Source organism: Chitinophaga varians (assembly GCF_014529945.1).
In the GTDB taxonomy this organism is placed as follows: domain Bacteria; phylum Bacteroidota; class Bacteroidia; order Chitinophagales; family Chitinophagaceae; genus Chitinophaga; species Chitinophaga varians.
Map to the genome: position 1 here is coordinate 98382 of NZ_JACVFB010000010.1, position 26529 is coordinate 124910.

Consider the following 26529-nt stretch of genomic DNA (forward strand, 5'->3'; position numbering starts at 1 on the left):
ATATGAAAAATAATCGCAGGGATTTCCTCAAACTGGCAGGCCTCGCCGGTATCGGCATTACCGGCAATGCCGTGCTGCCGGGCATCGGAGCTGCTCATGCCGCCGGCATGCCCGATAACCTGCTGCAACAGGCGCAACAAATCCGCCGGCAACGTTTTAATATGAGCGGCTATGCAGCCCCCAAAATTGATACAGTGCGCATCGGCTACGTAGGCCTCGGCAACAGAGGCGGCGCGGCCGTGGAACGTATCACCTGGCTGCAGGGCATCGAAGTAAAAGCACTCTGCGATATCCGTCCGGAAAAAATAGAAGAAGCCAAAAAAAGGATCGCCAACAGCGGTTATCACCCTCACGAATACACGGGATCTGCTGATGCCTGGAAAAAAATGTGCGAACGCAACGATATCGATCTGATATACATCGCTACCCCGTGGGAACTGCATACGCCCATAGCCGTATATGCCATGGAGCATGGTAAACACGTGGCCACGGAAATACCCGCCGCCACTACGCTGGAAGACTGCTGGCGCCTGGTGGAAACATCCGAACGTACCCGTAAACATTGTGTGATGCTGGAAAACTGCTGCTACGATTTCTTTGAACTGCTTACGCTCAATATGGCGAGACAGGGCTTCTTCGGAGAAATCATCCATTGTGAAGGCGCCTATCTTCACGATATCTTCGAAAGCATGTTCGATAAAACCAAACGGTACAACAACTGGCGCCTCCGCGAAAATGCCAAACATAACGGTAATCTCTATCCCACGCACGGACTGGGGCCGGTATGTCAGGTGCTTAACATCAACCGGGGCGACAGCATGGAGTACCTGGTATCCGTGTCATCGAATGATTTTATGATGCATCCCTATGCGGTGTCGCTGGCGGAGAAGGACAGCTTCTATCAACCATTCGCCAACGCACATTTCAGGGGTAACATGAACGTATCTACGATCCGTACACGCAAAGGCAAAACCATTATGGTGCAGCATGACGTTACCTCTCCGCGGCCTTACTCCCGCATTCATCTGATCAGCGGCACCAAAGCCACCGCCCAGAAATATCCGCTGCCTGCGCGTATCGCTACCAGCCACGAAGGATGGCTCAGCGAAGCGGACGTCAAAAAGCTGGAAGAGCAATACATGCCGGCCATCGTACGAAAGGTCGGCGATATGGCCAAACAGGTAGGCGGCCACGGCGGCATGGACTTTATGATGGACTGGCGCCTGATCGACTGTCTGCGTAACGGCCTCCCGATGGACATGGACGTATACGATGCGGCCACCTGGAGCGCCATTTGGCCGCTGAGTGAATGGTCCATCGCCCATCGCTCCAATTCCATCGATGTACCTGACTTTACAGGCGGATCATGGAAAAAGAATCAACCGGTGGACATCTCCCTGGCGCAGGGCGGCAACACCGGCGTGGTCAACAAAAGGCAGGCATCTCCCGAAAACAAACAATAAAAGATTTGCTGTCTTTTGCGGACAGGCATCCATTTGTCACGACTAAAAAAGCATATACATGAAAATCATCCGATCAAACAACCCACAGGAATTAGGGGTAACAGCCGGTCAGGATGCGGCTGCACTGATCAGGCAGGCTATCCATGAAAAAGGACAGGCTAACGTAATTCTGGCTACCGGTACCAGCCAGTTTGAAACCCTTCAGGAACTGATCGCCACCGATATCGACTGGAGCAAGGTAGTGATGTTCCACCTCGATGAATATATCGGGTTGCCGGTTACCCATCCGGCCAGTTTCCGCAAATACCTGAAAGAACGTTTTCTGCAGAAGGTAGGACCGCTCAAAGCCGCTTATCTGATTGACGGAGAAACAGACCCCAACACGGAAATAGCCCGGCTTTCTGCCCTGATACAGGCGCATCCCATTGACGTGGCGTTAGTCGGCGTAGGGGAGAATGGTCACCTCGCTTTTAATGACCCTCCGGCTGACTTCACCACCAAAGCGCCTTATCTGGTGGTAAACCTGGACCAGGCCTGCCGGCAGCAGCAGGCCAACGAAGGATGGTTTGAAACAGCGGCAGACGTGCCGGCGCAAGCCATCAGCATGTCTGTGCACCAGATTATGTTGTCGAAACATATCATCTGCTCGGTGCCTGGTGAAAGAAAGGCCACCGCCGTAAAAAACAGCCTGGAACAACCGGTCAGCAATCTGTTTCCGGCCAGCATCTTGCAGCAACATCCGCATTGTACTTTTTATCTCGATACTGCCGCAGCGGCATTACTGGCATAAGGCAGGTTTTAGTGGCTAACGGGCAGCAGGTGTTGTATGGTTAATGGCCTGCTGCCATTTTATCTTTTGTTTGCAGATAACGCCATAATAGCGGGAAGATCTCTTTTTCAAAATACAACGCCTGCCGCACGGCAGTCGCGTCGTTTACCCGCTCATGTATAGCGATCACCGCTTTGAAGTGGGGAATGATGATCATATATTGTCCACCCCATCCCATGCCGTAAGTAACGGGCTGATTTTCATAGCGTACATGATACCAGCATAAAGCATATTGTGAGCCGTCAAAACCCCAGTTGGTAGCTCGTGTAAGTGGTGGCTGCAACAGCATGCGTACCCATTTTCCGGATACCACGGTTTGGCCGTTATATCGCCCTTCCTGCAAGAGGAGGTTCCCGATTTTATTGATAGCTGTGGTAGACAGATAAACACTGTGGAGCCCTGCGCCATCATCATATCCGTCGTTCATCTTTTTCCAGTCAACTTGCTGAACGCCCAGTTTGTTGAACAGAAAACGTTGGGCGAATACTGCCGTAGGCATATGGGTCGCCCTGGTGAGTATAACAGAAAGCAGGTGCGTGGCGGCGTTATTGTAATGAAACACTGCTCCCGGCGCACTGACCAGCGGTTGGGCCAGCACATATTGGGAGGGGGCAGGCTGTGAGAGGTATTCACCCAGTCCGCCTTCGAGGTTTTCATGCCACAGCCCGGAGGCCTGGTCCATGATCTGATGCAACGTGATATGTTGTTTGCGGGAATCGGGGTCTTTGGCCAGCTCCGGAAACCAGGCACCGATTTCCTGGTCCACGGAAGCGATATCGCCTTTGTCGATGGCAATACCGATCAGGATGGACAGTATGCTTTTGGTCAGGGACTGGCTGTTGTGGAGGGTGTCCGGCCGTTGACCGTTGTAGGTATGGTTAAAGATGATTTGTCCGTTTTGGGATATCACCAGCTGATATACCGCGGCATTGTTTGTCAGCGCCGCCGCCGTATCTGGCAGGGACTGACCGGCGCCCTGTAGCGCGATCATCAGGGCCGGCAGCAGTATGGATGTCCATCGCATAGAAACGAGGTTAGGTAACATGAATGTAACGCATTTTACTTTTCTGGTTACAAAATTGAGGAACTGGGGTATTCCTCATCTTTTAAACCTTAGCGTATGCTTAAACATTCAGGGGCCTTCAGCAGCTTTTCCGTCAGCGATCTGCAACAGGCTAAACAGTTCTATCACGACAAGGTTGGGTTGGAAGTTGCCGAAACACCGGAAGGGCTGGAGTTACAGGTAAACGGTGGATCCAAAATTTTTCTGTATCCCAAGCCGAATCATGAGCCGGCCACTTTTACCGTATTGAATTTTATTGTAGACAATGTGGACGATGCTGTGGAACAGCTTACTCAGAAGGGTATTAAGTTCCTGCAATACGAAGGTGAAATAGGGACGGATGAAAAAGGTATTTTCCGGGATAAAGAACGGGGAATGGCCATCGCCTGGTTTGCAGATCCGGCAGGGAATATCCTCTCCGTGCTGCAATCATAACATTTTTTTATTTTTTTATTTTGATATTTAGTCATTTTGATTCCACTTTGTATTGATGACGGAATCAAAATGACTAAATATCAAAATAAAAAAATGTTTAAATGTCATTTAACGTCTGAAAAGTAAGTCACTTCTCCTTCCGGTGTTACCCGTAGTACGATAAGTTTATTGTTATCGTCTTTTACTTCCACGAAATAATTGTCTTCATCTTCAAATTCTTCTCCGTAGATAATCATATTGGTCTGATTAAACTCGTTGTCGTCAAAGAATATGACGTTAGCGTTCGCGTAGTTTTTGTAATGCTTTTCGATGTCCCGCTGTGCAGCCGGTGGCAGGTCCGTGAATTTGGCCGGCGTGGTAGTGCCTACCAGGTTGGACTGCTCGTCATAAAAAGCAGTCATAGGTTTGCCCTCTTTGCTGGTAAAAGAAGCCTTGTCGAAGTAGGTGGTCCGTTCCCAGACCACGTCTGAAATATTGCCGAAGTCTTGTCCGAAGCGCATTTTGGACTCGTAGCTGACGTCCCGTCCTCTTAATGCACGCAGGGATTTTCTTTCAGCATGTTTTTCCTTACGGATTTCTTTTTTGTCGGCGCGGGCCATCAGTGGCTCCTGTGCATTGGCTGCACAGAACGCAATAAACATGGGCAGCGCCATGAGAACAATCAACCTTTTCATATGCAGGGTTTTAGGATCAACGATAGTTTTCATGACAGGTAATATTCCCCCTATAGGGAACACATCACCATACTGCTAACAATACCGCGGTGGCGATTGTTCTTTTCTCCCTGCTAAAGAATATACAATTAACGGATCGTTTGAATACTACCGGGCAGCTGATCAAAAAGGTAATACAGCGGAGCTTCCTCCAGCACCCTGCGATGCGTGACGGTGCCGCTTTTGCGGCTCCATTTGATGAGGCGGATGAAGCCGTCTGCGATCTCTATCCCGGTAATGTCGCCATCACTGAAGCAGCAACAGTCGGTATTAAAATAGGTGGGGTGCGCCATGGTTTTCACGAATTGTTTACCTGCATATTCTTCCTGTCGCTGGCGCAGTTCGGTTTGCAGCGCAGCCGCGGCTGTCAGATCATTATCGGCGGAAGCCCGCTGCAGCTGTTTGGTGAGCCGGTCGATATGGTCCAGCGAGGCGAAGACAGGTTTATGGGTATGTCCGGAGATAAACAATGTATTGGCGGTTTGCAGGCTCCATTCATACATCATGATGTTATGCGCGTCTACCAGGTCAAATGACTCGGAAAGGGTATCGGGGTGGATATCGAGGAAACGTTGCACCGGTGTCCAGATGGCGGCTACGAACCATTTGCTGAAAGCGTTGCCATCGCTGCGTTTGTCGCCCTGATGACCATGTGCCAGAAAGACCATATAGGCGTTACCGTTATATTGGGTTTGTAATACGAGTCCTTCATATACCCGCAGCTTTTTGCCGAAAAAGGGCCGCAGGAACTGGCGGCGGGGCACGGCGTAATGCCATTCCAGGTCGTGGTTGCCAAAAATGCGGTAATACCGTTTCTTTTGAAGGAAGCGCGCTTCTGCCCGCAGGGGCGGTTCGTTATACTGCATCACGGCAGAGGGTTTGTTTTCCCATAGCTCCTCACAATCCCCCAGGTTGATCAACGTATAGCCATGATCGTAATAATGCTCCAACGCGTCTGTATAGGCGCTGGCGGCATCTTTGAAGTCATCCGCGGCATCGCGGCAGCCTTTGTGCTGGTCGGAAAAAATAATGAAACGCCCCTGTTGCAGGTCGAAGGGCACGAGCAAGCCGCTATCCTTTTTCCCTTGCAGGATACGGTCGTACAGTAGCGACAGGGATTTAAATACGGCGTTTTTGTCCGGGCGGGACGACAAGCGGTCAGACATCCGGATGATCAGCCGGGCCAGTGCCTTTTTAATTGGATTTGACAACGGGTTTAGATTAACTCAGGCAACAAGATAGTGGAAATTTTTAGGATGTTGGAGAAACCCGGCGGCTAAAAAACAGGGTAAAATTTAACCTCGCCCCGAAAAAGGTCCATCATCGGCGCTTTAAATATTTACCGATAATGAACCTGCATGACAACATAATCCGGGGCTTCAGCCCGGGCAGGGTGGCATCAGACCTGGCGGAAGGAGCGGCACCGGTAGCAAAACAAATACGCTGCCGCGGGATGGAGGCATGTGAACCGTCGAACGGCCGGTTATAATAGCCGAAGGTGTCCGGTGGCTTCATTCGTCGAAAAAAAGGCCTGTTTCGTCGAACAGTTGTTGTAAATTGACGCATTCATTTCATTATTGAAGAAAAGGTTGTATGCAGGAAAAGTCATTACAGCAGGGGAGGAGCCGGTTTCCGGCGGTGTATGAGTGGTCGGTGATTTTTTTGTACGTGTGCATGTACAAATACAGTGAACTACTGGGTTATTACAAGTTCCCGCATATCCCGGGCAACGACCTGCCGTATCCGCAGCTCATCCTGTTCAGTTTATTGCTGACGGCCTATGTGGTGATATATTATCGTTGGCTGATGCCCTGGCTGTTGCGGAAAAAAATGTACGGCTGGGTGCTGCCGGCGGTGATCGTGTGTTTCGGTTATCTGGGCAAGTACGATGCTTTGCTGGTCAATAAGCTCTTTGCCTGGCTGTCAACAGATCCGGTGCTGAGCCGCGGCTTTGAAGCCGAGTACCGGCACCAGCTGCTGGGGATCCGATGGCCTTTTGCAGCCGTGCATATGGAATGGTTGTTCACTGATTTTGCGGTTTTTTCCTCTATTCTGTTTGTCCGGGAGACCTTTGAAAAAGAACATCACCGGCGCCAGGTGCAGGAAGCCAATATGCAGCTGCAGCTGGATGCGCTGAAAGGGCAACTCAATCCGCATTTTCTGTTCAATACGCTCAACAGCCTGTATGCTATGAGCCTGAAGCAGCCGGAGAAAACACCCGGACAGATACTGAAGCTGGCGGAAATGATGCGGTATGTGCTCTATGAAGCGCCCGGACAGCTGATTTCGCTGGAAAAAGAAGTGGTGTTCCTGCAGCAGTACCTGGACATGGAGCAACAAAAATATCCTGCTGCGCAGTTGCGGATGCATGTAGATACGGACTCGGCCCACTACCGGCTGGCGCCTTTGCTGCTGCTGCCGCTGATGGAAAATGTTTTCAAACACGGCGCCTTGTGTGTGGAGGATAACGGTTACGCCAGTATTATTATCCGGGCGCAGCGCGGGAAACTGTCCTGTACCGTGGAAAACGACGTGGTGCCGGGGATGCCGGTGCAGCGGAGCGGTATAGGGCTGGCCAATGTACGCCGCCGGCTGGAACTGTACTATCCGGGGCGGCACGAACTGAAACTGGAGTCTGCTGAAGGCCTGTACCGGGCCAGCCTGCACATTGACATGGAATAAACTAAATGATACAAAATGATCCGATGCCTGATAGTAGATGATGAGCCGGTGGCACACGAGATACTGGAGCATTATATCCTGCAAACGCCCGACCTGATGCTGGCCGGTAAAGTGCGTAATCCGATAGCGGCCTTTGCGGCCATGCACCAGCTTCAGGTGGATTTACTTTTCCTGGATATCAATATGCCGCTGATGAATGGGCTGGATTTTCTCAAAAGCCTGAAAGAGCCGCCGGCGGTGGTGCTGACGACAGCCTATGCCGCCCATGCGCTGGAGGGGTTTGAGCTGGACGTTGTTGATTATCTGCTGAAGCCTTTTTCTCCGGAACGGTTTGAACGGGCCGTCAGCAAGGTGCGGCGTGTGCTGGCGGGAGACAAAACGAATGTGCCACAGCCGGAAACGGCGGTGGACGTGCCCTTTCTGATGTTAAAAGGCCGGGAGGGACTGGAAAAAGTGACGTATAGCCAGATCCGTTATATAGAAGCGGCGGGCGATTATATGAAGATTTATGCAGGGCCGCAGCCTTATCTTACTTTGCTGACGATGAAAGAGCTGGAGCAGTTGTTGTTGCCGGCCGGATTTGTCCGGATACACCGCTCTTTCCTGGTGGCCTGTAGTGCGATCAGGGTGCTGGGGGGCAACCGCCTTACGCTGACAGATGGCACCGTGCTGCCGGTGAGCCAGTCGTACCGGCAGCAGGTGATGACCGCATTCCGTCAGGAGTGAGGACTACAACGTCTTTTTCAATGTTTCAAAGAAAGCTTTCCGCTGCTCAAACATGGGGAAGTGGCCGGAACCCTGTATCCAGTACAGGATGGCCGATGGATGTACCTGTTTTAGCTCATACGTATAGAATGACAACGCGTCCTGTGCACCGCCGATCACGTACATCGGGCCTTTGTAACGGGGCAGTGTTTTGCTCAGATCGTAATGGGTGCGGTTCAGGTCCTGGATCATGAGCAGCTGCATGGTAGTGTTGGAAGGGGCCACATCGATTTTTTTCAGCATGCTGTCGATCATCGTTTTATCATAGATGTACGACATCCGGATGATGCGGTTGTACTCCACAGAATCCGCTTTGGTGGCCTGGTGGCCGCTTATCTTCTTCTCCAGGGAATCATAACGGACGATGTCGTGCAGCCCCATTTTTACCCGCAGGTTGTTGATGTGCGTAGCAAAAAAGCCAGGATCAAATTTGTAATAGCCCGGGCAGGCGAGTACCAGTTTTTTCACCCGTTGCGGGTAAGTAACAGCGAAGTTCATGGCCAGCATGGCGCCCCAGGAGTGGCCATAGATGGTCACTTTGGCGAGATGAAGGTGGTCGGTCAGCAGGCGTACGTCTTCCACGGCTGCTTTCAGGTTGATGGTAGTGGAATCCATCGGTACCGGGATGGACAAGCCGGTGCCTCTCTGTTCCAGCAAAATGGCCTGATGGGTTTTGCCCAGTTCAGCGGCCACTTCCGCCTGCTGCAAACAGGAATTGCCCGGCCCGCCGGATAATACAAGGATGGGTTCACCTTTGCCGTAAAGATGATAATACAGATGGCCCCAGGAGGTTCGAATGGAGTCGGTTGACTGGCTGGAGCTTAACAGGGTAGCAGACAATAGTAAAGTCAGCAGGATAGAAAATTTTCTCATAAGAACAATTTCGGGTAAAATCTTCCCGAATTTATACTATTTTCCCGGGAGAACTTTTCCCACGTTACTGATCTTTTTTAATTATCCTGTTATGGCCATTCTCCACACATTGTACCAGGAGCTGATTTCTTTCCTGGGTATCGGAAACCTTCTGGAACTGTACCGTACCGGCAATTATTCCTCGTTGCTTACCTTCAATGGAATCCTGTCTGTTGTTTCACCGGTGATACCTTTTTTGCTGTTGATAGAAGTCACCCGCGCGCTGATTTACAAGCGGTTTAAGATAGAAGACTACAAAATTCCTTTTTTGATTTTTGTGCTTAATCGATTTATCTCACGGTTTATTTCCATCGCGGCCATTGCTTTTTGTATCGGGGTATTTGAAAAGATCGCGCCTTTTCAGACAACGTTTACCTGGTACTGGTTTATCTATGGCTATATAATCTGGGAGTTCGCGCATTTCATCTATCATTATCTGGGACACAAAGTGCGTATTTTCTGGTGCCTGCATTCCACCCATCATGCGCCGCAGGCCATGAACCTGTCTGTCACCTATGCGCATTTCTTTCTGGAAGCGCCCTATGCAGACGTGATCCGCACGTCTATCTGTATACTGGCGGGCGTAAATCCGCCTATGTTGTTCCTGATCATGTTCATCGATGGTACCTGGGGCGCTTTTATTCATGTGGGCGAAAATATTCTGCCGGATGGCAGAATGGGTTTTCTGAACCGCATCATCCTTACGCCGTCGTACCACCGGGTGCATCATGCTAAAAACCCGGAGTATATGGACACCAATTTCTGTAACCTGCTCAATATATGGGACAAGGTTTTCGGTACTTTTCAACCCGAAAAAAGAACCGTGAAAATTGAATACGGCATTACGCGGGAGATGAATCCGGGTAATCTGCTGGATGTATATTTTGGAGAGTTGTATTGTTTGTGGAAAGATATCCGCAAGGCGCCGGGGATTGTCAACAAGTTGTTGTACATCGTGATGCCGCCGGGATGGAGCCATACGGGCGATCATAAAACCGCTAAGGTGGTCAAAAAAGCGTATCAGGAGGAGATGGTAGCAGCGGCACTTTGACCCGGTAACCAACACAATAGCCCGGAGCATCGCCCCGGGCTACTGTGTTTTGATAGGGGCGATGCCCGTTTTTAGAAGAAGAATTGTTCTGAGATGATTTTACCATCTTTCACCACATACACGCAGATCTCATCGAATTTACTGCGATCCCTGCCTTTGAACTTCGTATCCATGGTGAGCGTGAAGGCGATGGCATTGCCAGCGATCAGTGGTTCGGATACTTTCACGCCGTACGAAGCCTCTACCATGTCCATGAACAGTTCACCCTTGCGGATGATGTTTTGCCGGCCTTTGGTTTCCTTCTCAAAGCCACCCATGGCCTCCGGTTCAATGCTGATAGCATCTTCTGCATACAGTTCGTTGTGGGCGCCGGTGTAGTCTTCCTTTTCGCAGTAGGCAGCGAGGCGTTTAGCGATTTCCTGGATTGTCATAGTTCAATGGTTTATAAGTGTTTGTTTTTAAAGGTAGTAAAAAAATCGGGCCGCATTTTGGCCCCCTGCGGTCAGATATTGTTGGGGCCGCATTAGTTTTTGTCCTCCAAAAAAAGTACCTTCAGGGAGATATAAATGCTTTTCCAAGACTAAAACGCCGGTAAACCGGCAAGATTTTTTCTGCACACTATCTGTTATAAGAGATACATGCCCTCCGCTCTGCAACCGGATACCATGCGCATGTCAGGCTATGAACCTATTTGCCTTTTATCAAAAAATTTTAAACTCGGACATTGAAGAAGACCAACACTATTATTAAAGGATCTGGCAGCTTTATTCCCGCAGTCGCGAAACTGAACCGGGATTTTATTCCTAACCATTTTTACGATGCTCAGCATGCGCCGATTGACACGCCGGGCGAAGAGATTGTCGATAAGTTCCGGCAGATCACCGGTATCTGTGAGCGCCGTTATGTGACGAATGATCAGCACACCTCTGAAATAGCGGCATGGTCGGCCCAAAAGGCACTGGAAGATGCGGGTGTTGATCCGGAAACGATCGACCAGCTGATCGTGGCGCATAACTTCGGAGATGTGGAACAAGGCTCTATTCAGTCGGGCGCCGTGCCTTCACTGGCAGCCCGTGTAAAAAATATACTGGGTATCCGCAACCCTGACTGTGTGGCATACGATATCCTCTTCGGCTGCCCGGGCTGGCTACAGGGCGTTATACAGGCAGATGCCTTTATCCGTGCCGGTGTAGCGAAACGTTGCCTGGTGATTGGAGCAGAAGTACTGAGCCGCGTGCTCGACAGCCATGACCGCGACAGTATGATCTTCAGCGACGGCGCCGGCGCCATGGTACTGGAAGCTGCCGAAGGAACGGCCGATGGTCCGGGCATCCTCGCTGCCGCTGCACAGACTTACGCTATACAGGAACTCAACTATATCAGCACCGGTGTCTCCAACTCTCCGGAAGACGACAGCGGTATCAAATATGTAAAAATGCAGGGGCGCCGGGTGTATGAGTTTGCCCTCAAACATGTACCGGAAGCCATCAAATCCTGCATCGATGCTACCGGCATACCCATCTCCCAGATAAAAAAGATATTCATTCATCAGGCCAACGAAAAACTGGACGAAGCCATCATCAAGGCGCTGTATAAGTTGTACGACCTTACGCCGGACCTGGCCAGCGTGATGCCGATGAATATCCATGAACTGGGCAACAGCTCGGTGGCTACGATCCCTACCTTGTTTGATATGGTGTGTAAAGGCGATCTGCCGGAACATACGCTGCATCCGGGCGATGTGATCGTATTTGCTTCTGTAGGCGCCGGTATGAACATCAATGCAGTGTGTTACAGAATGTAACCGCCTCATCTGATATGGTCAAAAAATAAAAAACTGTATCTGTTTTAGCCGGAGGAATTGTTGCATTTTTGCTACTCAACAATCCCTCACGATATGAATATCCGTTTCTTTCAGGTAGATGCTTTTACCGATAAGCCCTTCACTGGTAATCCGGCCGGCGTATGTTTGCTGGAAACGCCACTGCCCGATGAAACGATGCTGTCCATTGCGGCGGAAAACAATCTCTCTGAAACGGCTTTCCTGCTGAAACAGGCCGATGGCTACAGCCTTCGCTGGTTTACGCCCAGGGTGGAGATCGCCCTCTGTGGCCATGCCACGCTGGCCAGTGCCCATGTGCTCTGGAGCAACGGACTGGAACCCCGCGACATCCCCCTGCGCTTCCATACGGTCCGCAGCGGCCTGTTGACCGCCGCCGGCAGGGAGCAGCGGATCGAACTCGATTTTCCCGCCCGTACTTACGAACAGGTAGTATTGCCGACCGCCCTGCGGCAGTTGTTTCAGGACAACTACAGCAACGCGGTGTATAGCCATGACCGTTATATCGTGGAACTGCCATCGGCCGGCGCTGTAGCTGCATTTGAACCTGACTTCCAGCTGCTGGCGTCCTATCCGGTGGTGATCACCGCTCCGGGTGACAGCGACAGCCCTTACGATTTTGTATCCCGCTATTTTGCTGCGCCGCTGGGCGTCAACGAAGACCCGGTGACGGGTTCGGCACATTGTTGCCTGGCACGGTACTGGGCGGACAAGCTGGGCAAAACCACTTTTAAGGCTTACCAGGCTTCCGCAAGAGGTGGTGAGCTGGAGGTGGAGCTGCGGGGCGACCGGGTATTACTCCGTGGGGAAGCAGTGACGGTTATCTCTGGTACATTTAATGTAAATCATCAATAAAAGGAATCCATGTCTGTTTACGAACAATTCAAACAATTACATCATCAGGAAACACTGCTGTTGCTGGGCAACGCCTGGAACGTGGCCAGTGCCCGGGTGATGCAGGAAAAAGGTATCAAAGCCATCGCTACGTCCAGCTCGGCTATTGCAGATACGCTAGGATATGCCGACGGACAAAATATCTCTTTCGGTGAGCTGCTCCATATCATTCGTCGTATTGTACAATGCGTGGAAGTGCCCGTATCTGCCGATATTGAAGCAGGATACGCCAACAGCATAGAAGACCTGCTGACTAATATAGACCTGCTGGTGGAAGCTGGTGTGGCGGGAATCAACCTGGAAGACTCTGCACCTTCCGGCACCAGAACACTGTTGCCCGCAGATGATTTTGTGAAAAAAATTGCCGCTATTAAAAGTCACCTCGCTGCAAAAGGACAAAACCTGTTTATCAACGCCCGTACAGATACGTTCCTGTTAGATGTTCCGGGAAAACTGGAAGAAACTTTCGTACGGGCACGGTTATACGCACAAGCCGGCGCCGATGGTCTTTTTGTGCCCTTTATCAAAGGACCGGCAGATATTAAGGCCGTAGTGTCAGCTACTAAACTGCCGGTCAATGTAATGTCCATGAAAGGCCTGCCAGGGGTGGAAGAGCTGAACTCGCTCGGCGTAAAACGCATCAGTATGGGCGGTAGCATATACTGGGCGCAGAAAAGAGCGCTGGGACAACGTTTGGACCAGGTGATCGCCGACGGGAACTTTGAATCGATTTTTTGATTTACGGATTTACGGATGTTGGGATTTCGGGGTTTTGAGTAGATGTTGAAAATTTTTTCTTTTCGATTTTTATCAAAATTCTATCAAACCCGAAATTTCAAGATCCGTAAATCCCAAAATACCCCAATATCAAAATACCCCAATATCAAAACTCTGTTGGCCGCTGTGTAGTGCCTTTTCTTTTCCTTCCCATACAAACACCCCGTCCAGTCCGGCTGGCAGCGTAACGCTGGCGGTGATACCATGTGCTCCTTTTCGTATAATCGATACCGTTATATTGCCCAGAGGATGTGGCATGCTACCTTTTATTTGGCGCAATTCACCAGGGGCCGGTGCAATCTTTACGCGTGCAAACCCCGGCCGGGCCGGTACAATACCACAGATGGTAGCCAGAAAATCGTAGTTGGGACTGGCGCTCCACGCGTGGCAGTCGGAGCGCGTAGGCTCCGGGTTTTCCGCGAAAGTGGTAAGACCCATGGCCAGCATGTCCCGCCACGGTTGTAGTTGACCGTAATACTGATTGGCCATGCCTGCCTTCTTCAGCGCCTGATTGAGATAGAAACGATAATAGAAAGTAGCCTGGCTCAGCGTGGTATCGGTCATGAGCCTACGCAGCACGGACTGTTCCTGGCTGGCGGGAATGGCGCCGGCGAGCACGGCGATGATACCGGCATGCTGGCTGAAAGTCTTTTTCTCCGGTGTATTGGCCATGGCGTTGCGGGCGGGGTCAAAACACTGACGGTATACGCTTTGGGAAAGCCGCTGAGCTAAATCCCTGTAATGCTGTGCCAGCGGCTGTTTACCGAAACCGGCGAACAACGCGGCTGCCTGCTGTAACGTATAGGCGTATTGTAAAGTAATCACCGCGGAATGGCCGTTGGTAGCGCCATCGGGCACACCACCGGGGAACGCCGTGTTCCAGTCGGTGAAGCCCCACCAGGGCATGGGTCCCAGCATCATACGGCTGCTGTCGATATGTCGCTCGTACCAGTCCAGCACGCCCTGGGCTGCCATGAGATACTGTTGCAGGAAGGCGTCGTCTTTCCGGTGCATCCAGTAGTCATGCAGCATGGACACCCAGAAAAGGGAGAAAGGAGGGATCACCTGCATGCGGTTGCTCGGATAGCGGCCCTGGGTGAGGCCTTCCGGTACCCGGGAGCAGTAGAAGTCGTGAATGGCTTTACGCATCAGCCGGTCGTCACCAGCCACATAGAGGGAGATGAGCGACTGGATACGGGTATCGCCTTCATATTGCAGCTGCTCGTAGTAGGGGCAGTCGAAATACGTTTCACCGGCACAGAGCCGGGCGGTGCGCCAGCCGGTTTTCCATATATCCGTGAGCGTAGTATCGTTACAACTGAATGTTGCTTTTTCTTCGAACGGATAGCCGGTGCGCATGCCATAGAGATCATCTATGCGGAGCGGTTCATCACCGGTGGTGATATCGAGTTGCAGGTAACGGTAGGTACGGAACCATAAGGGCCGGAAAGTACGCCGGCTGCCGCCATCCGGCTCGAAGATGTCGTAGTTGCCGATGATCTCCATGCCTTCCACCTGGTTGCGGTTGGCTTTCTGATGGTTGCGGAACAGGGCTTCTGCGTAGGTCATTTTGATGCGGGAAGCCTTGCCGCCGGAGACGGTCAACTGCGGATAGGCGGAGGTGTTATAGGCCTGGTCCACCAGTATGCTGACGGTCTGATGCGCGGGTATCTCCAATGTGCCGGGCTTGTTGGGCCAGCCAGCTACGGGCGTGATACCGCTGCTGCGCCGTACGGTGCCCATGCGCTCCGGCACTTCTTCCATCAGTGGAATGCTGCGGGGAACGAGTGTCCAGAGATTATCGGTGCCGTAGCCGGCCGAGGCAGGGTGGGTGACCCCGCTGGCGGCGCTCCAGCCGCTGTCGTCAAAGCCGGGCTGCTCCCAGCCCCAGGGGAAAGCGGTCCCTTTTACCTGATCGCCCGGGCCGACGACCATATAACTATGCATCCGGGCGCCGTTGTCGAGTGAACAGGGAGTATAGGCTGTGTCGTGATATGCTTTCCAGCTCTTGTCGGTGTTAACGATCTTCCCGGCCTCCCCATCACCCTGTAACAGCCAGCCGGTTTGGTTGGATACCTGCGCTACCGGCGCATGTTCTCCCATATTCCAGACCAGCGCCGCCAGGGTATTATTACCTGCCTGCAGATAGGGCGCGATGTCCACCGTTTCATAGTTCCAGTTATAGAGATCGCCGCGTGCCGGGCCGCTGCAGACCGCCTGGCCGTTCACAAAAAAGCGGTATCGGTTGTCGGCGCTCAGGTGTACGATAAATTTCGACGGCTGGGCCGCCAGCGTTACGGTCTTCCGGAAATGATAGATACCATAAGCCCGCTGTGCAATACCGGGACAGCTGATCCAGGTGGCGGTCCAGTGGTTTTGCAACAGCGCCGGATTGGGTGGCAGCTGGCTGTGGGCCATCAATGGACAGATACAGCAAAGTAAGATCAGTAGCGGATATACGTGGAATTTCATGTTAAAGCTTTTATAGGTAAGCAGTGCCGGTAAGATAGTCGCTAATGTTTATACACAAAAGAAAATATGACCGGCGGACAGGACAGTACAGGATGCGCTGCCGGCCGGTTGTAAATAATTCTGTACTTTTGCGCCGCTTTGACCAATTTTAAACGCATGCGTATTTATACGAATAACCGTACACTCCTGCTATTCCTGCTGACGGGCCTGTGTGGCCGGGCAGCTGCACAGCAGCGTCCCGACACTGCCATGACCACCCACAGCCTCGATGAAGTGATTGTACAGGAAAACAGGCTGGCAGCGCCTTTAAAGGCTGCCAACCGCAATATTACCATCATCAGCCGCAAACAAATCGACGCGTTGGCGGTCACCTCTATTAATGAAGTATTGGCTTTTGTGCCCGGGCTGGACGTGCGCCAGCGCGGCCCCGGAGGCGTCCAGGCAGATATTGGCATTGATGGCGGTACGTTCGACCAGACGCTGGTGCTGCTGAACGGCATTAAGATCACCGACCCGCAGACAGGCCACAATATCATGAACCTGCCCGTTTCCCTCGAAGACGTGGACCATATTGAGGTGCTCCGTGGCGCAGCAGCCAGGGTTTACGGCATCAATGCGCTCAACGGCGCCATTAACATTATCACCCGGCAGCTGAAAGAAACAGGGGCGGTTGTTCGCGCCAACGTTGGCAGCAGCTTCAAAAAAGATGAAAAAGACAAGTTGTACAGCGGTTACGGCGTGGGCGCCACCGGTACCCTCATGACCGGCAACAGCGGACAGTCACTATCTCTCAACGCCAACAGCGGCAACGGCTATCGCTATAATACGGCGTACGACAACTACCGCGCTTTTTATCAGGGCGTTTTTCAGCCGGCGGCTAACCATGATATCCGGGCACTGGCCGGTTTTGTGAAAAACAGCTATGGCGCCAACGGTTTCTACGCAGCCCCCGGTGACAAAGAATCGGAAGAATCCGTGAAAACCTTCCTGGCGGCTGTCAGCGATAAGATACAGATCAACAAAAGCTGGGAGATGACGCCCCGGGTAAGCTATCGTTATACGGAAGACAACTATCTCTACGTAAAACAAAATAAGGCAGGCGCCAATCTGCACGACAATAACATGGTGGACGTAGAGCTCAACAACCGTTTTGAGACTCCGATCGGTTCATTCGGTGCAGGTGCTGAAGCGCGTTATGAAGCCATCAACAGTAACAATCTGGGCAACCATGAACGCACCAACATCGGTATCTACGGAGAGTATAAAAGCAAAGCCGATAAGCGTTTCAGCTTCTCGGTAGGTGGTTACCTGAACTACAACTCCGCTTATGGATGGCAGTTCTTTCCCGGCGCAGATGCAGGTTTCAACATCACCTCCGATCTGAAACTGTATGCTAATATCGGAACGGCGCAACGCCTGCCTACCTACACCGATCTGTATTACAAGAGCCCGGCCATTCGCGGAAATGCCAATCTGGGCGTGGAGAAAGCGACCTACATGGAAGCGGGTCTCCGGAAATACAGCGGCAAATTCTCTTATTCCGGTAGTGTGTTCTATCGTCAGATATCCGATTTTATTGACTACGTGAAAGACAGCCTGCCGCAGCCATGGCAGCCACAGAACTTCCAACGGGCAGACACCAAAGGGTTCTCGCTGCAAACCGGTTATGCAACCACCTTTGCTTCCGGCGTGTTCAATAGTTTTGCCGCCAATGCCGGTTATAACTACCTGTCGCCTTCTTTTAAAGGAGATGACAACAGCAAAAAAATATCCCGCTACGTGATCGAGAGCCTGCGTCATCAGTTCACCGCCGGTGTGAGGGCCTCGCTGCTGCAACACTGGATGGTGTCTGCCACCGGCCGTTACAATATGCGTATCAACTATAAGGACTATACGGTGGTAGATGCCCGTATTGCCTACCAGCAGCGTCGCTTCCAGGTGTATGCCGATGCCAATAACCTGCTGGACGTGACCTACGTGGAAGCCGGCGCCGTGCCGATGCCCGGCAGATGGGTGACACTGGGCGGTATCGTGAAGTTTTAACAGAAAACAGCCTTACCTGTTTAACAATACAAAGGTGAACTTTTTCGATGTCCGGAATGTAATTTAAGTCGCACTTAAAGCCTTCCAGACATGAAAAAGTTCACCTTCTTTTTAAGTATCGGGGCTTTAGCCCCGTTGTTATGGATTTCCTGCGCCAGCCCCAATCCCGGTCAGGGTGGCGACTGGAAAGCCAAAGCCGATTCGCTGCAGGCTAAGCTGGACCAGTATGAAAAAGACCAGCAGCAAATGAATATCTACCTGACCCGCTTCGATTCGCTGGACTTCAACTTTTACAGTCATCAATTGTGGGACAGTTTACAGATCAGCCACGCCAATAACATTGTGGTCACCTATCCCGACGGGCACCAGACAACGGGCATCCCCACCCACATCGAAGAACTGAAGCCTATGTTTGTATTTGCCCCTGATACGAAGATCACCAGTCATCCCATTAAATTCGGTTCCGGAAAATATTCCTGCGTGGTGGGGGAAATGCAGGGCACTTTCTCTCAGCCGATGCCTATGGGCGGTGGCAAGACCATGTCACCCACCGGCAAAAAATTCAAACTCCAGATGTGTACCGTAGGAGAATGGAAAGACGGAAAGATGGTGGCTGAAACACTTTTCTGGGACAACGCAGCACTGATGAAACAGATTGCGCCATAACAGCTTTTACGGGTGCGCGATAAGCCGTGCGCCCGGAATATCTTTTTCATTTACGCCGCCGTACAGCAATACCGTATAAGCTTTACCGGCCTCCAGTTGCAGGCCGGAGAGCGATGATATGTTGAGTGTTTGTCCATTTGCGCTGACGGTCAATGAAATCGTACCTGCGTCTACGTTAGTGAACGGCCCTAAGTCATAAGCAGCGCCTGACAGGTTGCTCCCGCCGGCGCTGCCATAACCCACCTTTTCAAACCAGACTTTCTCATTGTTCTGCTGTTGCAGCTTTACCTGAACATCGCCGGTACCAACAGCGAAGTGCAGGAAGCGTAGCTTAGCTTTGCCGGCAGGTGCCTGGCTCAGATCATCATAAAATAATACCAGCGTGTCTTTGTTGCGGTCATACTTTTTAGCGGCGGCCACCACGGTGTGGTAATAGCCGGCGATAGGGCCGTTAGGTCCGCCTGTTTCCGTATAGGCGGCACTGTTGCCAAACTGGCGAGAAGCCTTGTAGCTGGCGCCGTTTCCTTCTGTGAAGTTGATCTGCACATTGCCGTAAGTAGTAGGCAGATAGGGGGACGCCTGGTTTACTCCAACTGCCGTGGTAGTGATCTGTTGGGTAAAAGTCCAGAACTGAATACCGGTTGTCACTGCGCGGGCATTGACGAAACTGATGTAAGCATTGAGCGGTGGGCGTTCTGCCGCGTTTACGTCGAGGTAATCGCTTTTGGAGCATGCGGTCAACGCCAATAATATAAGAGGAGTATATCTTTTCATATGATGTTGTTTTAGGACGATGATCAGAATTTGCCAAAGAGTCTGACGAATGGCTGGATACCTGCGCTGCCGTTTTGTATGCCTACGATAGTGGGGTTGCGCAGGCCCGAGATGGCCGCATCGGTGTAGTCTCCCAGCACATTGAACACATTGTTGACACCTACTGTCACCTGGATCGCTTTGCTGATATGGTATCCTGCAGACAGGTCTGTGACCCAGATGGGTTTCAGCTCCTGAAAATAATAGTCTGGTTTCGGGAAGGTGGCATTTTGCGCTGTGGCGGTGGTTACTGGTCCGAAGTACACCGTGCGCAGCAGCAGTGACCAGCGTGGCGTGTTCCACGTACCTTGTAAGGTTATTTTCTGACCGGGGATATTGGTGGTGACCCTGGCTCTTTCTGCTTCGCTGAAGATCACATATTGATATTCCTCCAGTCCTTTAGGGGTGTTGATACGTGTCACTTCATTGTGTACGAAGTTGCCGCCGGCGAGCAGCTGCAACTGGCCGTGGTCCAATGGTATGCGGTAGCTGGCGGTTATTTCCACGCCTTTGGTGCGGGTACTGAAGGCGTTGTAGAAGAACTTCGCCTGCGTGGTGCCTGTTTGCAGCAGCAGTGCGCGTACGTCTGCCGGCAGGTGGGTATCGCTGGCGGAGAAATTACCGGTATTGCCTACACGATTGTTGATGTCCACATAGTAGGCGTCGGCGGTGATCTCCGCATTCGGCGCCGGTTGGGATGTGATGCCGGCTGTGTATCCGGTAGACCGTTCGGGGGTGAGGGAAGGGATGCCGAGTGCCCGGGTGGCGGCGCTTTTATTGGACGCGGTGACGAGGTCGATGGCGCGGCCCTGCTGGAAGGTAGTGGAGGTTTCCGTGTAGTAAAACTGCGCCAGATCGGGTGCGCGGAAACCGGTATTGGCGGAGGCGCGCAGGCTCAGCCAGGGGGCAAAGCTATAGCGGGAGGCTACTTTTCCGGTGGTCACATTACCGAAGTCGGAGAAGTTCTCTGCACGTACGGCAGCGGACACCAGCCACTGAGGGGTGATTTTTGCTTCTATGTCGACATAGGCAGCTACAATAGCGCGACTGACATTTACTTCATTGACGGGCCGGAAGCCGGCATGTATCTGCGATCCGGGGGAGAGGCCGTTGAGTGCCAGCCAGCCTGCATCGGAGAGATAGGGAACACCGGCGGCGCTGGTATCTACCCGGTAAACAGGGCGGAGGTCTCCTTTGACGTAGGAGGCTTCTTCGCCGGCAATGATCTGATACGTTTCGGTGCGGTATTGTGCGCCGAAAGCGATGTTAAGTCCGTGCAGCGCCTGTTTGAAGTAACGGCTGATATCCAGGCTGGCCGTGTTTTGTGTACCGTTGTATTTGCCGGCATCGAAGGTGGTGGGGCTTTTGGCGCCCAGACTTGCATTCAATGAGTTGCTGATCACGTTGCTGAAATCGTTTCTGCCGTATACATTGGACAGGTCGATTTTCCACTGGTTGACCGTCGTTTTTACGCCGATGGCGATGGATTTATCGGTGATACCGTTGTCCATGGCAGGAAGAAAGCCGTCGGGGTACAAGGTGGTGTTGTTGCGTTCTGTCCAGCCGGGAAGGCGGTATACCGCTGTGAACTGGGAGTTGCGGCGACTGATACCGCCGAAAGCATATATCTCTGTCTGCTCTCTAACGGGGATGGCTGTATTAAAAAAGAGCAGTGCTTCTTTGGCTTTGTTGGAACCGGGGCCGCGTTGGTCGAAATGGTGGCGGTCGATGCCCCGGCTTTTCAGGATGGCGTCATCTATTTCTTTGGTGTAGATGGCGTCGTAGCCTCTGGTATTGGCGCCGCCGCCATAGATGGGGCCGTTGTACAGCCCGGCGTCATCGCGGCCGGGCTGCAGGGCGATGGTCTGTGTGGCAAATTCGGCGGTAATGTTAAAGAAGCCGCCTTGTTGCCCTACCCGCGTGCCGTAGTTGATACCGGTGCGGGTGGTAACGCCATCGCCTCTACGCCGGGTGCTGGCCGAGGTGTTCACCAGGATATGGTCTGTTTGTTTTTTCAGTACGATATTAATCACGCCGGCGATGGCATCTGAGCCGTACTGGGCGGCGGCGCCGTCGCGCAGGATTTCGATGCGGTCGACGGCGCTGACGGGGATGGCGTTGAGGTCATAACCGGTGGCGCCGTTGCCGAGGCCGCCCCAGTTGACGTTAGCGCTTTTATGCCGGCGTTTGCCGTTGACCAGCACCAGCAGCTGATCTACGCCCAGTCCCCGCAGCTGTGCCAGATTGAGGGCGGAGCCGGCATCGCCGGCATTGCTGCCGTTAACGGAGTGAAAAGAAGGAGAGATGTACTGCAGTAGTTGAGTGATACTGGTTTGAGGGGCCGTTTCCTGTAGCGACTTAATATCGATGATATCTACCGGTACGGGGGAGTTCAGCTTGGTGCGGTCGGCGCTACGGGAGCCGACGATCTGTATTTCTCCCAGCTGCCGGGTGGTGTCGGTCAGGTGTTTGTCCTGGGCCGACAGGCTGTGAAACAGCAAAGGGGCGGTGACAGTGAGTATAATTTTTTTCATGCGTTGGTTGATGATAGTTAAGGTCGATGTGTAAAGCGGTCGTCTGTCAGCGCTACCAGAAAGGCTTCCAGGTCTTGTATCTCCTGTTCGCTCAGGTTCAGTGGTTTGCTCAGTGACAGGTCTCTGCCGATGCCATCCGGCACTACGGCATTGGGATTATTATAATAGGTGATCACTTCGCGCAGGGTACGGAACATACCATTATGCATATACGGAGCGGTGACGGCCACGTTACGCAGGCCCGGCACTTTGAAGAAACCTTTGTAATGTTCGTCTTTCGTGATATCATAGCGGCCCGCGTCGTTGAGGGTGGTACCGTTGTATAGCCCTATGTTTTTGAAGCGGTCGGCCGTAAAGTCTTCTCCGGAGTGGCAGTTGTTGCAGTTGGCTTTTCCGATGAACAATATCCTGCCGCGTTTAGCCGGTCCTGTGAGGGCGTTGTCATCGCCGGCGATGAAACGATCGTATGGGCTGTTGGCCGTTTCGAGCGTTTTCTCATAGGCCGCCAGCGCCTGTGTGATATTGACAGCGGTAGCGGGACCGCCGAACACCTGTTGAAACAGTTGCTGGTACCGTTGACTGGCATTGAGCCGTTGAACGGCTTCTTCGATGGGCAGTCCCATTTCATCCGGATTGATGATCGGCTGCAGTGCCTGTGCTTCGAGGGTGGCAGCGCGGCCGTCCCAGAAATAGTTGGGCCGTCCGGAGAGATTGGTGATACCGGGCGTATTTCTTTTGGTAGGGGTACGGTGTATACCCAGACTGAAAGCGGCGGTATCTGCAAAGCCGTGCTGTGGCTGATGACAGGAGGCGCAGCTGATGGTTTTGTCTTTCGATAACAGAGGCTCAAAAAACAATTGTTCCCCCAGTTGCGCTTTAGTAGGAGGATCACTGGTAGGTAGGTCGTTGCGGAAACCGGCGAGGATAACGCAAAGACATAACACACCCATTAAAATGAATTTTATCATTTTGTTATTTGGATATTTAGATATTTACGTTGGGTTGTTTAGTTGGTGGGCTGTAAATATTTTGTTATTTAGATATTTAAATATTTACCCTGGCTGTTTAGTTGGTGGCCACAGAATGGTTGATGATATGTTGGCTAATTTATTGGGCTATTGGATAGTAAGCTGATAATCAAAATAAAAAAATAGCCAAATAAAAAATGTTTTTTGGCATTCCCGGGAGAGCGGGCGATAGTGCCTGCTCTCCCCAGGAATTATAATGGGGGTAAGTAGTAATGGACGGAGGAGGGTAATTACTGCGCGTTCGCTACCAGTTCTACGGTGAGATCAAAATCATCGTAGATGGCTTTGTCGCCTATACCTTCAAAGAAGCTTTTGGAACCGTAACGGATGTTGTATTTGGTACGGTCTACCTTAATGTCTGCTTTGGCAGTCAGTTTGTTGCCTGCAACAGCCACGGTGGCAGGGAAAGTGATCGGGTTGGTAATGCCTTTGATAGTCAGGTTACCGGTAATGTCATATTTACCGGCGCCTTTAGACGCTACTTTAGTGATCACGAAGTTGGCGGCAGGGAATTTCTCTACGCCGAAAAAGTCTTCGCTTTTCAGGTGACCCACCAGTTTAGCGTTACCGTCTGCATCTTTGATGTCGGTAACCGCGATGCTGCGGGTGTCCAGAGAAAAATTACCGCCTTTCAATACGTTGTTCTCTACGTCCAGTTTGCCGTCGGCCACGTTGATGGTGCCGCTGTGTTGACCGGTTACTTTTTTGCCCACCCAAAACAGTTTGCTCTGAGATTTGTCTACCTGGAAGGCAGTAGCTTTTTTAGTCGTGCTGGTAACAGCTTTTGCAGGTTTGTTGTTGCCGGCAGTTGCAGGAGTGGTTAAAGACATCAGTATGATGGCGCTTCCCATGAATACCAAGGATACTAATCGTTGCATATGTGTGTGTTTAAATTTGCTGCAAAGTAGGTTGATTTACGGAGAAGCATTTGCGCAAAGCGGAAAAAAATAGTTAAATTATTTTTCTGCTCTCCGCTGAATGTTGTTGTAGATACAGCGTCAGCGGCCTCCGGTCAATGATCTGTTGTTGTTGATTTCCCGGGGAGCCGGCTACAGTCCTGCTTTCCCCGGGAGTGATGATGTAAGTGGTCATGAACTAGCGGGCGTTGGCCACCAGTTCTACGGCGAGGTCAAAATCGTCGTAGATGGCTTTGTCACCGATGCCGGCGAAAAAGCTTTTGGAACCGAAACGCACATTGAATTTGCTGCGGTCCACAACGATATCCGCTTTGGCCGTCAGTTTGTTGTTGCTCACTGCTACCGTAGCCGGGAAGGTGATCGGGTGGGTAATACCTTTGATCGTCAGGTTGCCGGTGACATCATAGGTATCGTTGCCTTTAGCATCTACTTTGGTGATCACGAACCTGGCTGTCGGAAATTTTTCCGCATCGAAAAAGTCATCACTTTTCAGATGGGTGACCAGTTTAGCGTTCATGGCTGCATCTTTGATGTCGGTTACCGCGATGCTGTGGATATCAAGGGAAAAGTTGCCGCCTTTCAGGACATTATTTTCCAGGTCCAGTTTGCCCTCGGATACGCCGATGGTGCCAGTGCGTTGACCGGTGAGGTTTTTTCCTGCCCAGTTCAGTTTACTCAGGTTTTTGTCGACCTGAAAAGTAGTGGCCTTTTTGGTACGGGTGACAGCCTTGGCAGGTTTCTCTTTGCCAGTGGTGGCAGCGTTGGTAAATGACATCAGTATGACGGCACTTCCTACGAATACCAGGGATAGTAATCGTTGCATATGCATGTGTGAGTTAAGTGTTGTCGGAAGATAAATTGAATTAGGGAGATGCATCGACACCATGTGGCAAAGATTTGTTAAATTATTTTTCGGCTATCAGCTCCTCCAGGTCTTTGTTCCATTTGGCCACGTAATCCTGATAATATTGCCCGGTAATTTCTCCGGTGTAGCCGGTATGGATCTGTCTTACTTCTCCTTTACGGTCAATGAGGATGGTGGTGGGGAAGGCCATCATGCGGTTGAGCGCCGGTAATTTCTCTGACGCCACTTTCTTATCAGCAATGCCACCAAAAAGAATATCATATTGTATGTTGTATTTTTCTTTGAGTTTACCCAGCGTATAGCGGGCGTATTCGAGGTCATCTTTCTGTTCAAAACCAATAGCGATCGCTTCTACGCCCCTGTCTTTGTTTTTATTGTACCAGGGGGAGAGGAAGGAGGTCTGGTCGGTACAGTTGGGACACCAGGTGCCAATGATTTCCACGATCACCACTTTGCCTTTATATTTTTCATCGCTGAGGGAGACGTTTTTCCCGTTCAGATCGGGGAGGGTGAAGTCCAGTTTTTTATAGCCTTCTTTGAGGAAAGTGAGTTTGTACGGGTCTGGTAATTCCGCTCCCGCGTTTTTGCTGCCATCAAATTTGATGTTGTTGTAGATACCGAGACTGAGTTCTCCTGTCAGGGATTTGTCATCATTGATTTTCCCTTTAATGTAGATGGGGCTGGGGCCGGTGAAGCCGGACAGTTCAAATTCATCGCCGTGTACCGTGCCTTCCAGTTCGCGGCTGTCGCCTACTACCGACATGATGACACCGGTAAGTTTGTTGCCCTGTTGTTTTAGCAGGCCTACGCGGTTGGGCGTGGGTTCTTTGCTGTAGATGGTCAGGTCCCATTTGCCGCTGATATCGTGTTGTGGCGCCGCTTCGGTGCCGGGCGGCGCAAAGCGGTAGTGCTGGCCGTATTCGGCAGAGAAGGGGAGTGCATTGCCCCGGAAATTGGGTACCAGGCTGCGATATTCGCCGGTGATTTTGCCGTCGTCTTCTATTTTGGCCACCAGCGCGGCGTCGTAAGTGTTCATTTTAATGAAAAGGGAGTCGGCGCCAATGCGTTGTACATGGAAGTCATCACGACGGGTACCGTTGAGCAGCGTAAACACCGCATGTTCAGGGTCTTTGCCTTTCAGTTCAAAGTTAAAAGGTACCTGTGCCTCGTTGAGGGTGAAGACGCCCCGCCAGATGCCTTCGCGGACAAATGGTTTGTCGGGAGTGGCAACGGCGTTGCCCAGCAGGGAAACGGACAAAAGGCCGGTGAGTAAGCGTGACTTATGTGTTTTCATGGGTTTTATTTTTTCTCGCAAAGGACGCAAAGGGAGCAAAGCACGAAGGTGTTTTGCACCGGATTTGTTCCGTATAGCCTTTGAGAGGGGTGAATGATAAAGTTAAATCGGGCGTTTGTAGCTGCCGATGACAGGCAGCAGAGAGCCTGCGCACGACGACTATGCGGCATCACTGTAACGCCTACACGGTACAGGAGCCGCGCAGTCATCGCCCGAAGGGCAAAAAATGAAAAAGAAAAACAATGAAAAAGAAAACGTACCAAAGGAGGTGCTGATGAGGATACCAGCAATATCAAAATTCCCCAATCCCGATATTAGGCTGCTGTTGCTGAAAACGAAATCAGCAAATATCAAAATATCAAAATTTTAAAATTTCAATATGTTGTGAGGACAACATCGAAAGAAGTAAACTGGCTGTTTCATGCTAATTATTTTATAGCTCCGCAAATAGATGGTTGGTGGTATAAACTAAT

Annotated in this window: 23 protein-coding genes; 11 read left to right on the forward strand and 12 right to left on the reverse strand. The window is 51.5% G+C overall.

Annotation, left to right across the window (positions count from 1 at the left end; genetic code table 11):
* Positions 1 to 2: 2 nt before the first annotated feature.
* Both ICL55_RS34455 and ICL55_RS34460 read left to right on the forward strand, forming a co-directional pair.
* Entirely contained in the window at positions 3 to 1463 is a 1461-nt protein-coding gene (locus ICL55_RS34455; RefSeq protein ID WP_188106523.1) for a Gfo/Idh/MocA family protein, read from the forward strand.
* 58 nt (positions 1464 to 1521) lie between these two features.
* Positions 1522 to 2253: a glucosamine-6-phosphate deaminase gene (locus ICL55_RS34460; RefSeq protein WP_188106526.1), complete on the forward strand. Its 732-nt coding sequence runs from the start codon at positions 1522 to 1524 to the stop codon at positions 2251 to 2253.
* Between the two features lie 40 nt (positions 2254 to 2293).
* On the opposite strand, the gene ICL55_RS34465 is transcribed toward ICL55_RS34460, so the two are convergent.
* Positions 2294 to 3316 carry a serine hydrolase domain-containing protein gene (locus ICL55_RS34465; protein WP_188106529.1) on the reverse strand — a complete coding sequence of 341 codons (1023 nt, stop codon included), beginning with the start codon at positions 3314 to 3316 and terminating at the stop codon, positions 2294 to 2296.
* Between the two features lie 96 nt (positions 3317 to 3412).
* Between ICL55_RS34465 and ICL55_RS34470 the strand changes: the two genes are divergently transcribed.
* Complete coding sequence (locus tag ICL55_RS34470; protein ID WP_188106532.1) at positions 3413 to 3790, forward strand: VOC family protein; 378 nt, start codon at positions 3413 to 3415, stop codon at positions 3788 to 3790.
* A gap of 104 nt (positions 3791 to 3894) precedes the next feature.
* Here the strand turns inward: ICL55_RS34470 and ICL55_RS34475 are convergent, their stop codons facing one another.
* Both ICL55_RS34475 and ICL55_RS34480 read right to left on the reverse strand, forming a co-directional pair.
* Positions 3895 to 4464 (reverse strand): hypothetical protein, encoded by a 570-nt coding sequence (locus ICL55_RS34475; protein WP_223151693.1) that lies wholly within the window; start codon positions 4462 to 4464, stop codon positions 3895 to 3897.
* A 128-nt stretch (positions 4465 to 4592) separates the two neighbouring features.
* Positions 4593 to 5714, reverse strand: a complete 1122-nt coding sequence (locus ICL55_RS34480) for a metallophosphoesterase (RefSeq protein WP_246496853.1) — start codon at positions 5712 to 5714, stop codon at positions 4593 to 4595.
* Between the two features lie 382 nt (positions 5715 to 6096).
* On the opposite strand from ICL55_RS34480, the gene ICL55_RS34485 reads away from it, so the two are divergent.
* Together ICL55_RS34485 and ICL55_RS34490 are read left to right on the forward strand one after the other, a co-directional pair.
* Entirely contained in the window at positions 6097 to 7185 is a 1089-nt protein-coding gene (locus ICL55_RS34485) for a sensor histidine kinase (protein WP_188106537.1), read from the forward strand.
* A 15-nt stretch (positions 7186 to 7200) separates the two neighbouring features.
* A complete protein-coding gene (locus ICL55_RS34490) occupies positions 7201 to 7911 on the forward strand; it encodes a LytR/AlgR family response regulator transcription factor (RefSeq protein ID WP_188106539.1) in 711 nt (236 codons plus the stop codon).
* Positions 7912 to 7914: 3 nt separating this feature from the next.
* Here the strand turns inward: ICL55_RS34490 and ICL55_RS34495 are convergent, their stop codons facing one another.
* Complete coding sequence (locus ICL55_RS34495; RefSeq protein ID WP_188106541.1) at positions 7915 to 8823, reverse strand: alpha/beta fold hydrolase; 909 nt, start codon at positions 8821 to 8823, stop codon at positions 7915 to 7917.
* A gap of 91 nt (positions 8824 to 8914) precedes the next feature.
* On the opposite strand from ICL55_RS34495, the gene ICL55_RS34500 reads away from it, so the two are divergent.
* Positions 8915 to 9913 (forward strand): sterol desaturase family protein, encoded by a 999-nt coding sequence (locus ICL55_RS34500; RefSeq protein ID WP_188106543.1) that lies wholly within the window; start codon positions 8915 to 8917, stop codon positions 9911 to 9913.
* Positions 9914 to 9984: 71 nt separating this feature from the next.
* On the opposite strand, the gene ICL55_RS34505 is transcribed toward ICL55_RS34500, so the two are convergent.
* On the reverse strand, positions 9985 to 10344 hold the full coding sequence (locus ICL55_RS34505) for a SnoaL-like domain-containing protein (protein ID WP_188106545.1): 360 nt from the start codon (positions 10342 to 10344) through the stop codon (positions 9985 to 9987).
* Positions 10345 to 10637: 293 nt separating this feature from the next.
* On the opposite strand from ICL55_RS34505, the gene ICL55_RS34510 reads away from it, so the two are divergent.
* From ICL55_RS34510 to ICL55_RS34520, 3 genes are all read left to right on the forward strand, one after another.
* A complete protein-coding gene (locus ICL55_RS34510; RefSeq protein WP_188106547.1) occupies positions 10638 to 11717 on the forward strand; it encodes a 3-oxoacyl-ACP synthase III family protein in 1080 nt (359 codons plus the stop codon).
* A gap of 93 nt (positions 11718 to 11810) precedes the next feature.
* A complete protein-coding gene (locus tag ICL55_RS34515; protein WP_188106550.1) occupies positions 11811 to 12608 on the forward strand; it encodes a PhzF family phenazine biosynthesis protein in 798 nt (265 codons plus the stop codon).
* A 9-nt stretch (positions 12609 to 12617) separates the two neighbouring features.
* A complete protein-coding gene (locus ICL55_RS34520; protein WP_188106552.1) occupies positions 12618 to 13385 on the forward strand; it encodes an isocitrate lyase/PEP mutase family protein in 768 nt (255 codons plus the stop codon).
* Between the two features lie 129 nt (positions 13386 to 13514).
* On the opposite strand, the gene ICL55_RS34525 is transcribed toward ICL55_RS34520, so the two are convergent.
* The gene (locus ICL55_RS34525; RefSeq protein ID WP_188106554.1) at positions 13515 to 15896 is read right to left on the reverse strand and encodes an alpha-L-rhamnosidase-related protein; all 2382 of its coding nucleotides are present in this window, start codon (positions 15894 to 15896) and stop codon (positions 13515 to 13517) included.
* A 156-nt stretch (positions 15897 to 16052) separates the two neighbouring features.
* Between ICL55_RS34525 and ICL55_RS34530 the strand changes: the two genes are divergently transcribed.
* Positions 16053 to 17939 carry a TonB-dependent receptor plug domain-containing protein gene (locus ICL55_RS34530; protein ID WP_188106556.1) on the forward strand — a complete coding sequence of 629 codons (1887 nt, stop codon included), beginning with the start codon at positions 16053 to 16055 and terminating at the stop codon, positions 17937 to 17939.
* A gap of 90 nt (positions 17940 to 18029) precedes the next feature.
* Positions 18030 to 18605 (forward strand): ester cyclase, encoded by a 576-nt coding sequence (locus ICL55_RS34535; RefSeq protein ID WP_188106558.1) that lies wholly within the window; start codon positions 18030 to 18032, stop codon positions 18603 to 18605.
* A 6-nt stretch (positions 18606 to 18611) separates the two neighbouring features.
* Here ICL55_RS34535 and ICL55_RS34540 read toward each other — a convergent pair whose 3' ends face one another.
* From ICL55_RS34540 to ICL55_RS34565, 6 genes are all read right to left on the reverse strand, one after another.
* Positions 18612 to 19379, reverse strand: coding sequence for a DUF4397 domain-containing protein (locus tag ICL55_RS34540; RefSeq protein ID WP_188106560.1), 768 nt, complete (start codon positions 19377 to 19379; stop codon positions 18612 to 18614).
* 23 nt (positions 19380 to 19402) lie between these two features.
* The gene (locus ICL55_RS34545; RefSeq protein ID WP_188106562.1) at positions 19403 to 21952 is read right to left on the reverse strand and encodes a TonB-dependent receptor plug domain-containing protein; all 2550 of its coding nucleotides are present in this window, start codon (positions 21950 to 21952) and stop codon (positions 19403 to 19405) included.
* A gap of 17 nt (positions 21953 to 21969) precedes the next feature.
* Positions 21970 to 22902 (reverse strand): cytochrome-c peroxidase, encoded by a 933-nt coding sequence (locus tag ICL55_RS34550; protein ID WP_246496856.1) that lies wholly within the window; start codon positions 22900 to 22902, stop codon positions 21970 to 21972.
* Between the two features lie 308 nt (positions 22903 to 23210).
* A complete protein-coding gene (locus ICL55_RS34555) occupies positions 23211 to 23858 on the reverse strand; it encodes a YceI family protein (RefSeq protein WP_188106567.1) in 648 nt (215 codons plus the stop codon).
* Positions 23859 to 24075: 217 nt separating this feature from the next.
* Positions 24076 to 24720, reverse strand: a complete 645-nt coding sequence (locus tag ICL55_RS34560) for a YceI family protein (protein WP_246496858.1) — start codon at positions 24718 to 24720, stop codon at positions 24076 to 24078.
* Positions 24721 to 24802: 82 nt separating this feature from the next.
* The gene (locus ICL55_RS34565) at positions 24803 to 26056 is read right to left on the reverse strand and encodes a peroxiredoxin family protein (protein ID WP_188106571.1); all 1254 of its coding nucleotides are present in this window, start codon (positions 26054 to 26056) and stop codon (positions 24803 to 24805) included.
* Between the last annotated feature and the right edge of the window lie 473 nt (positions 26057 to 26529).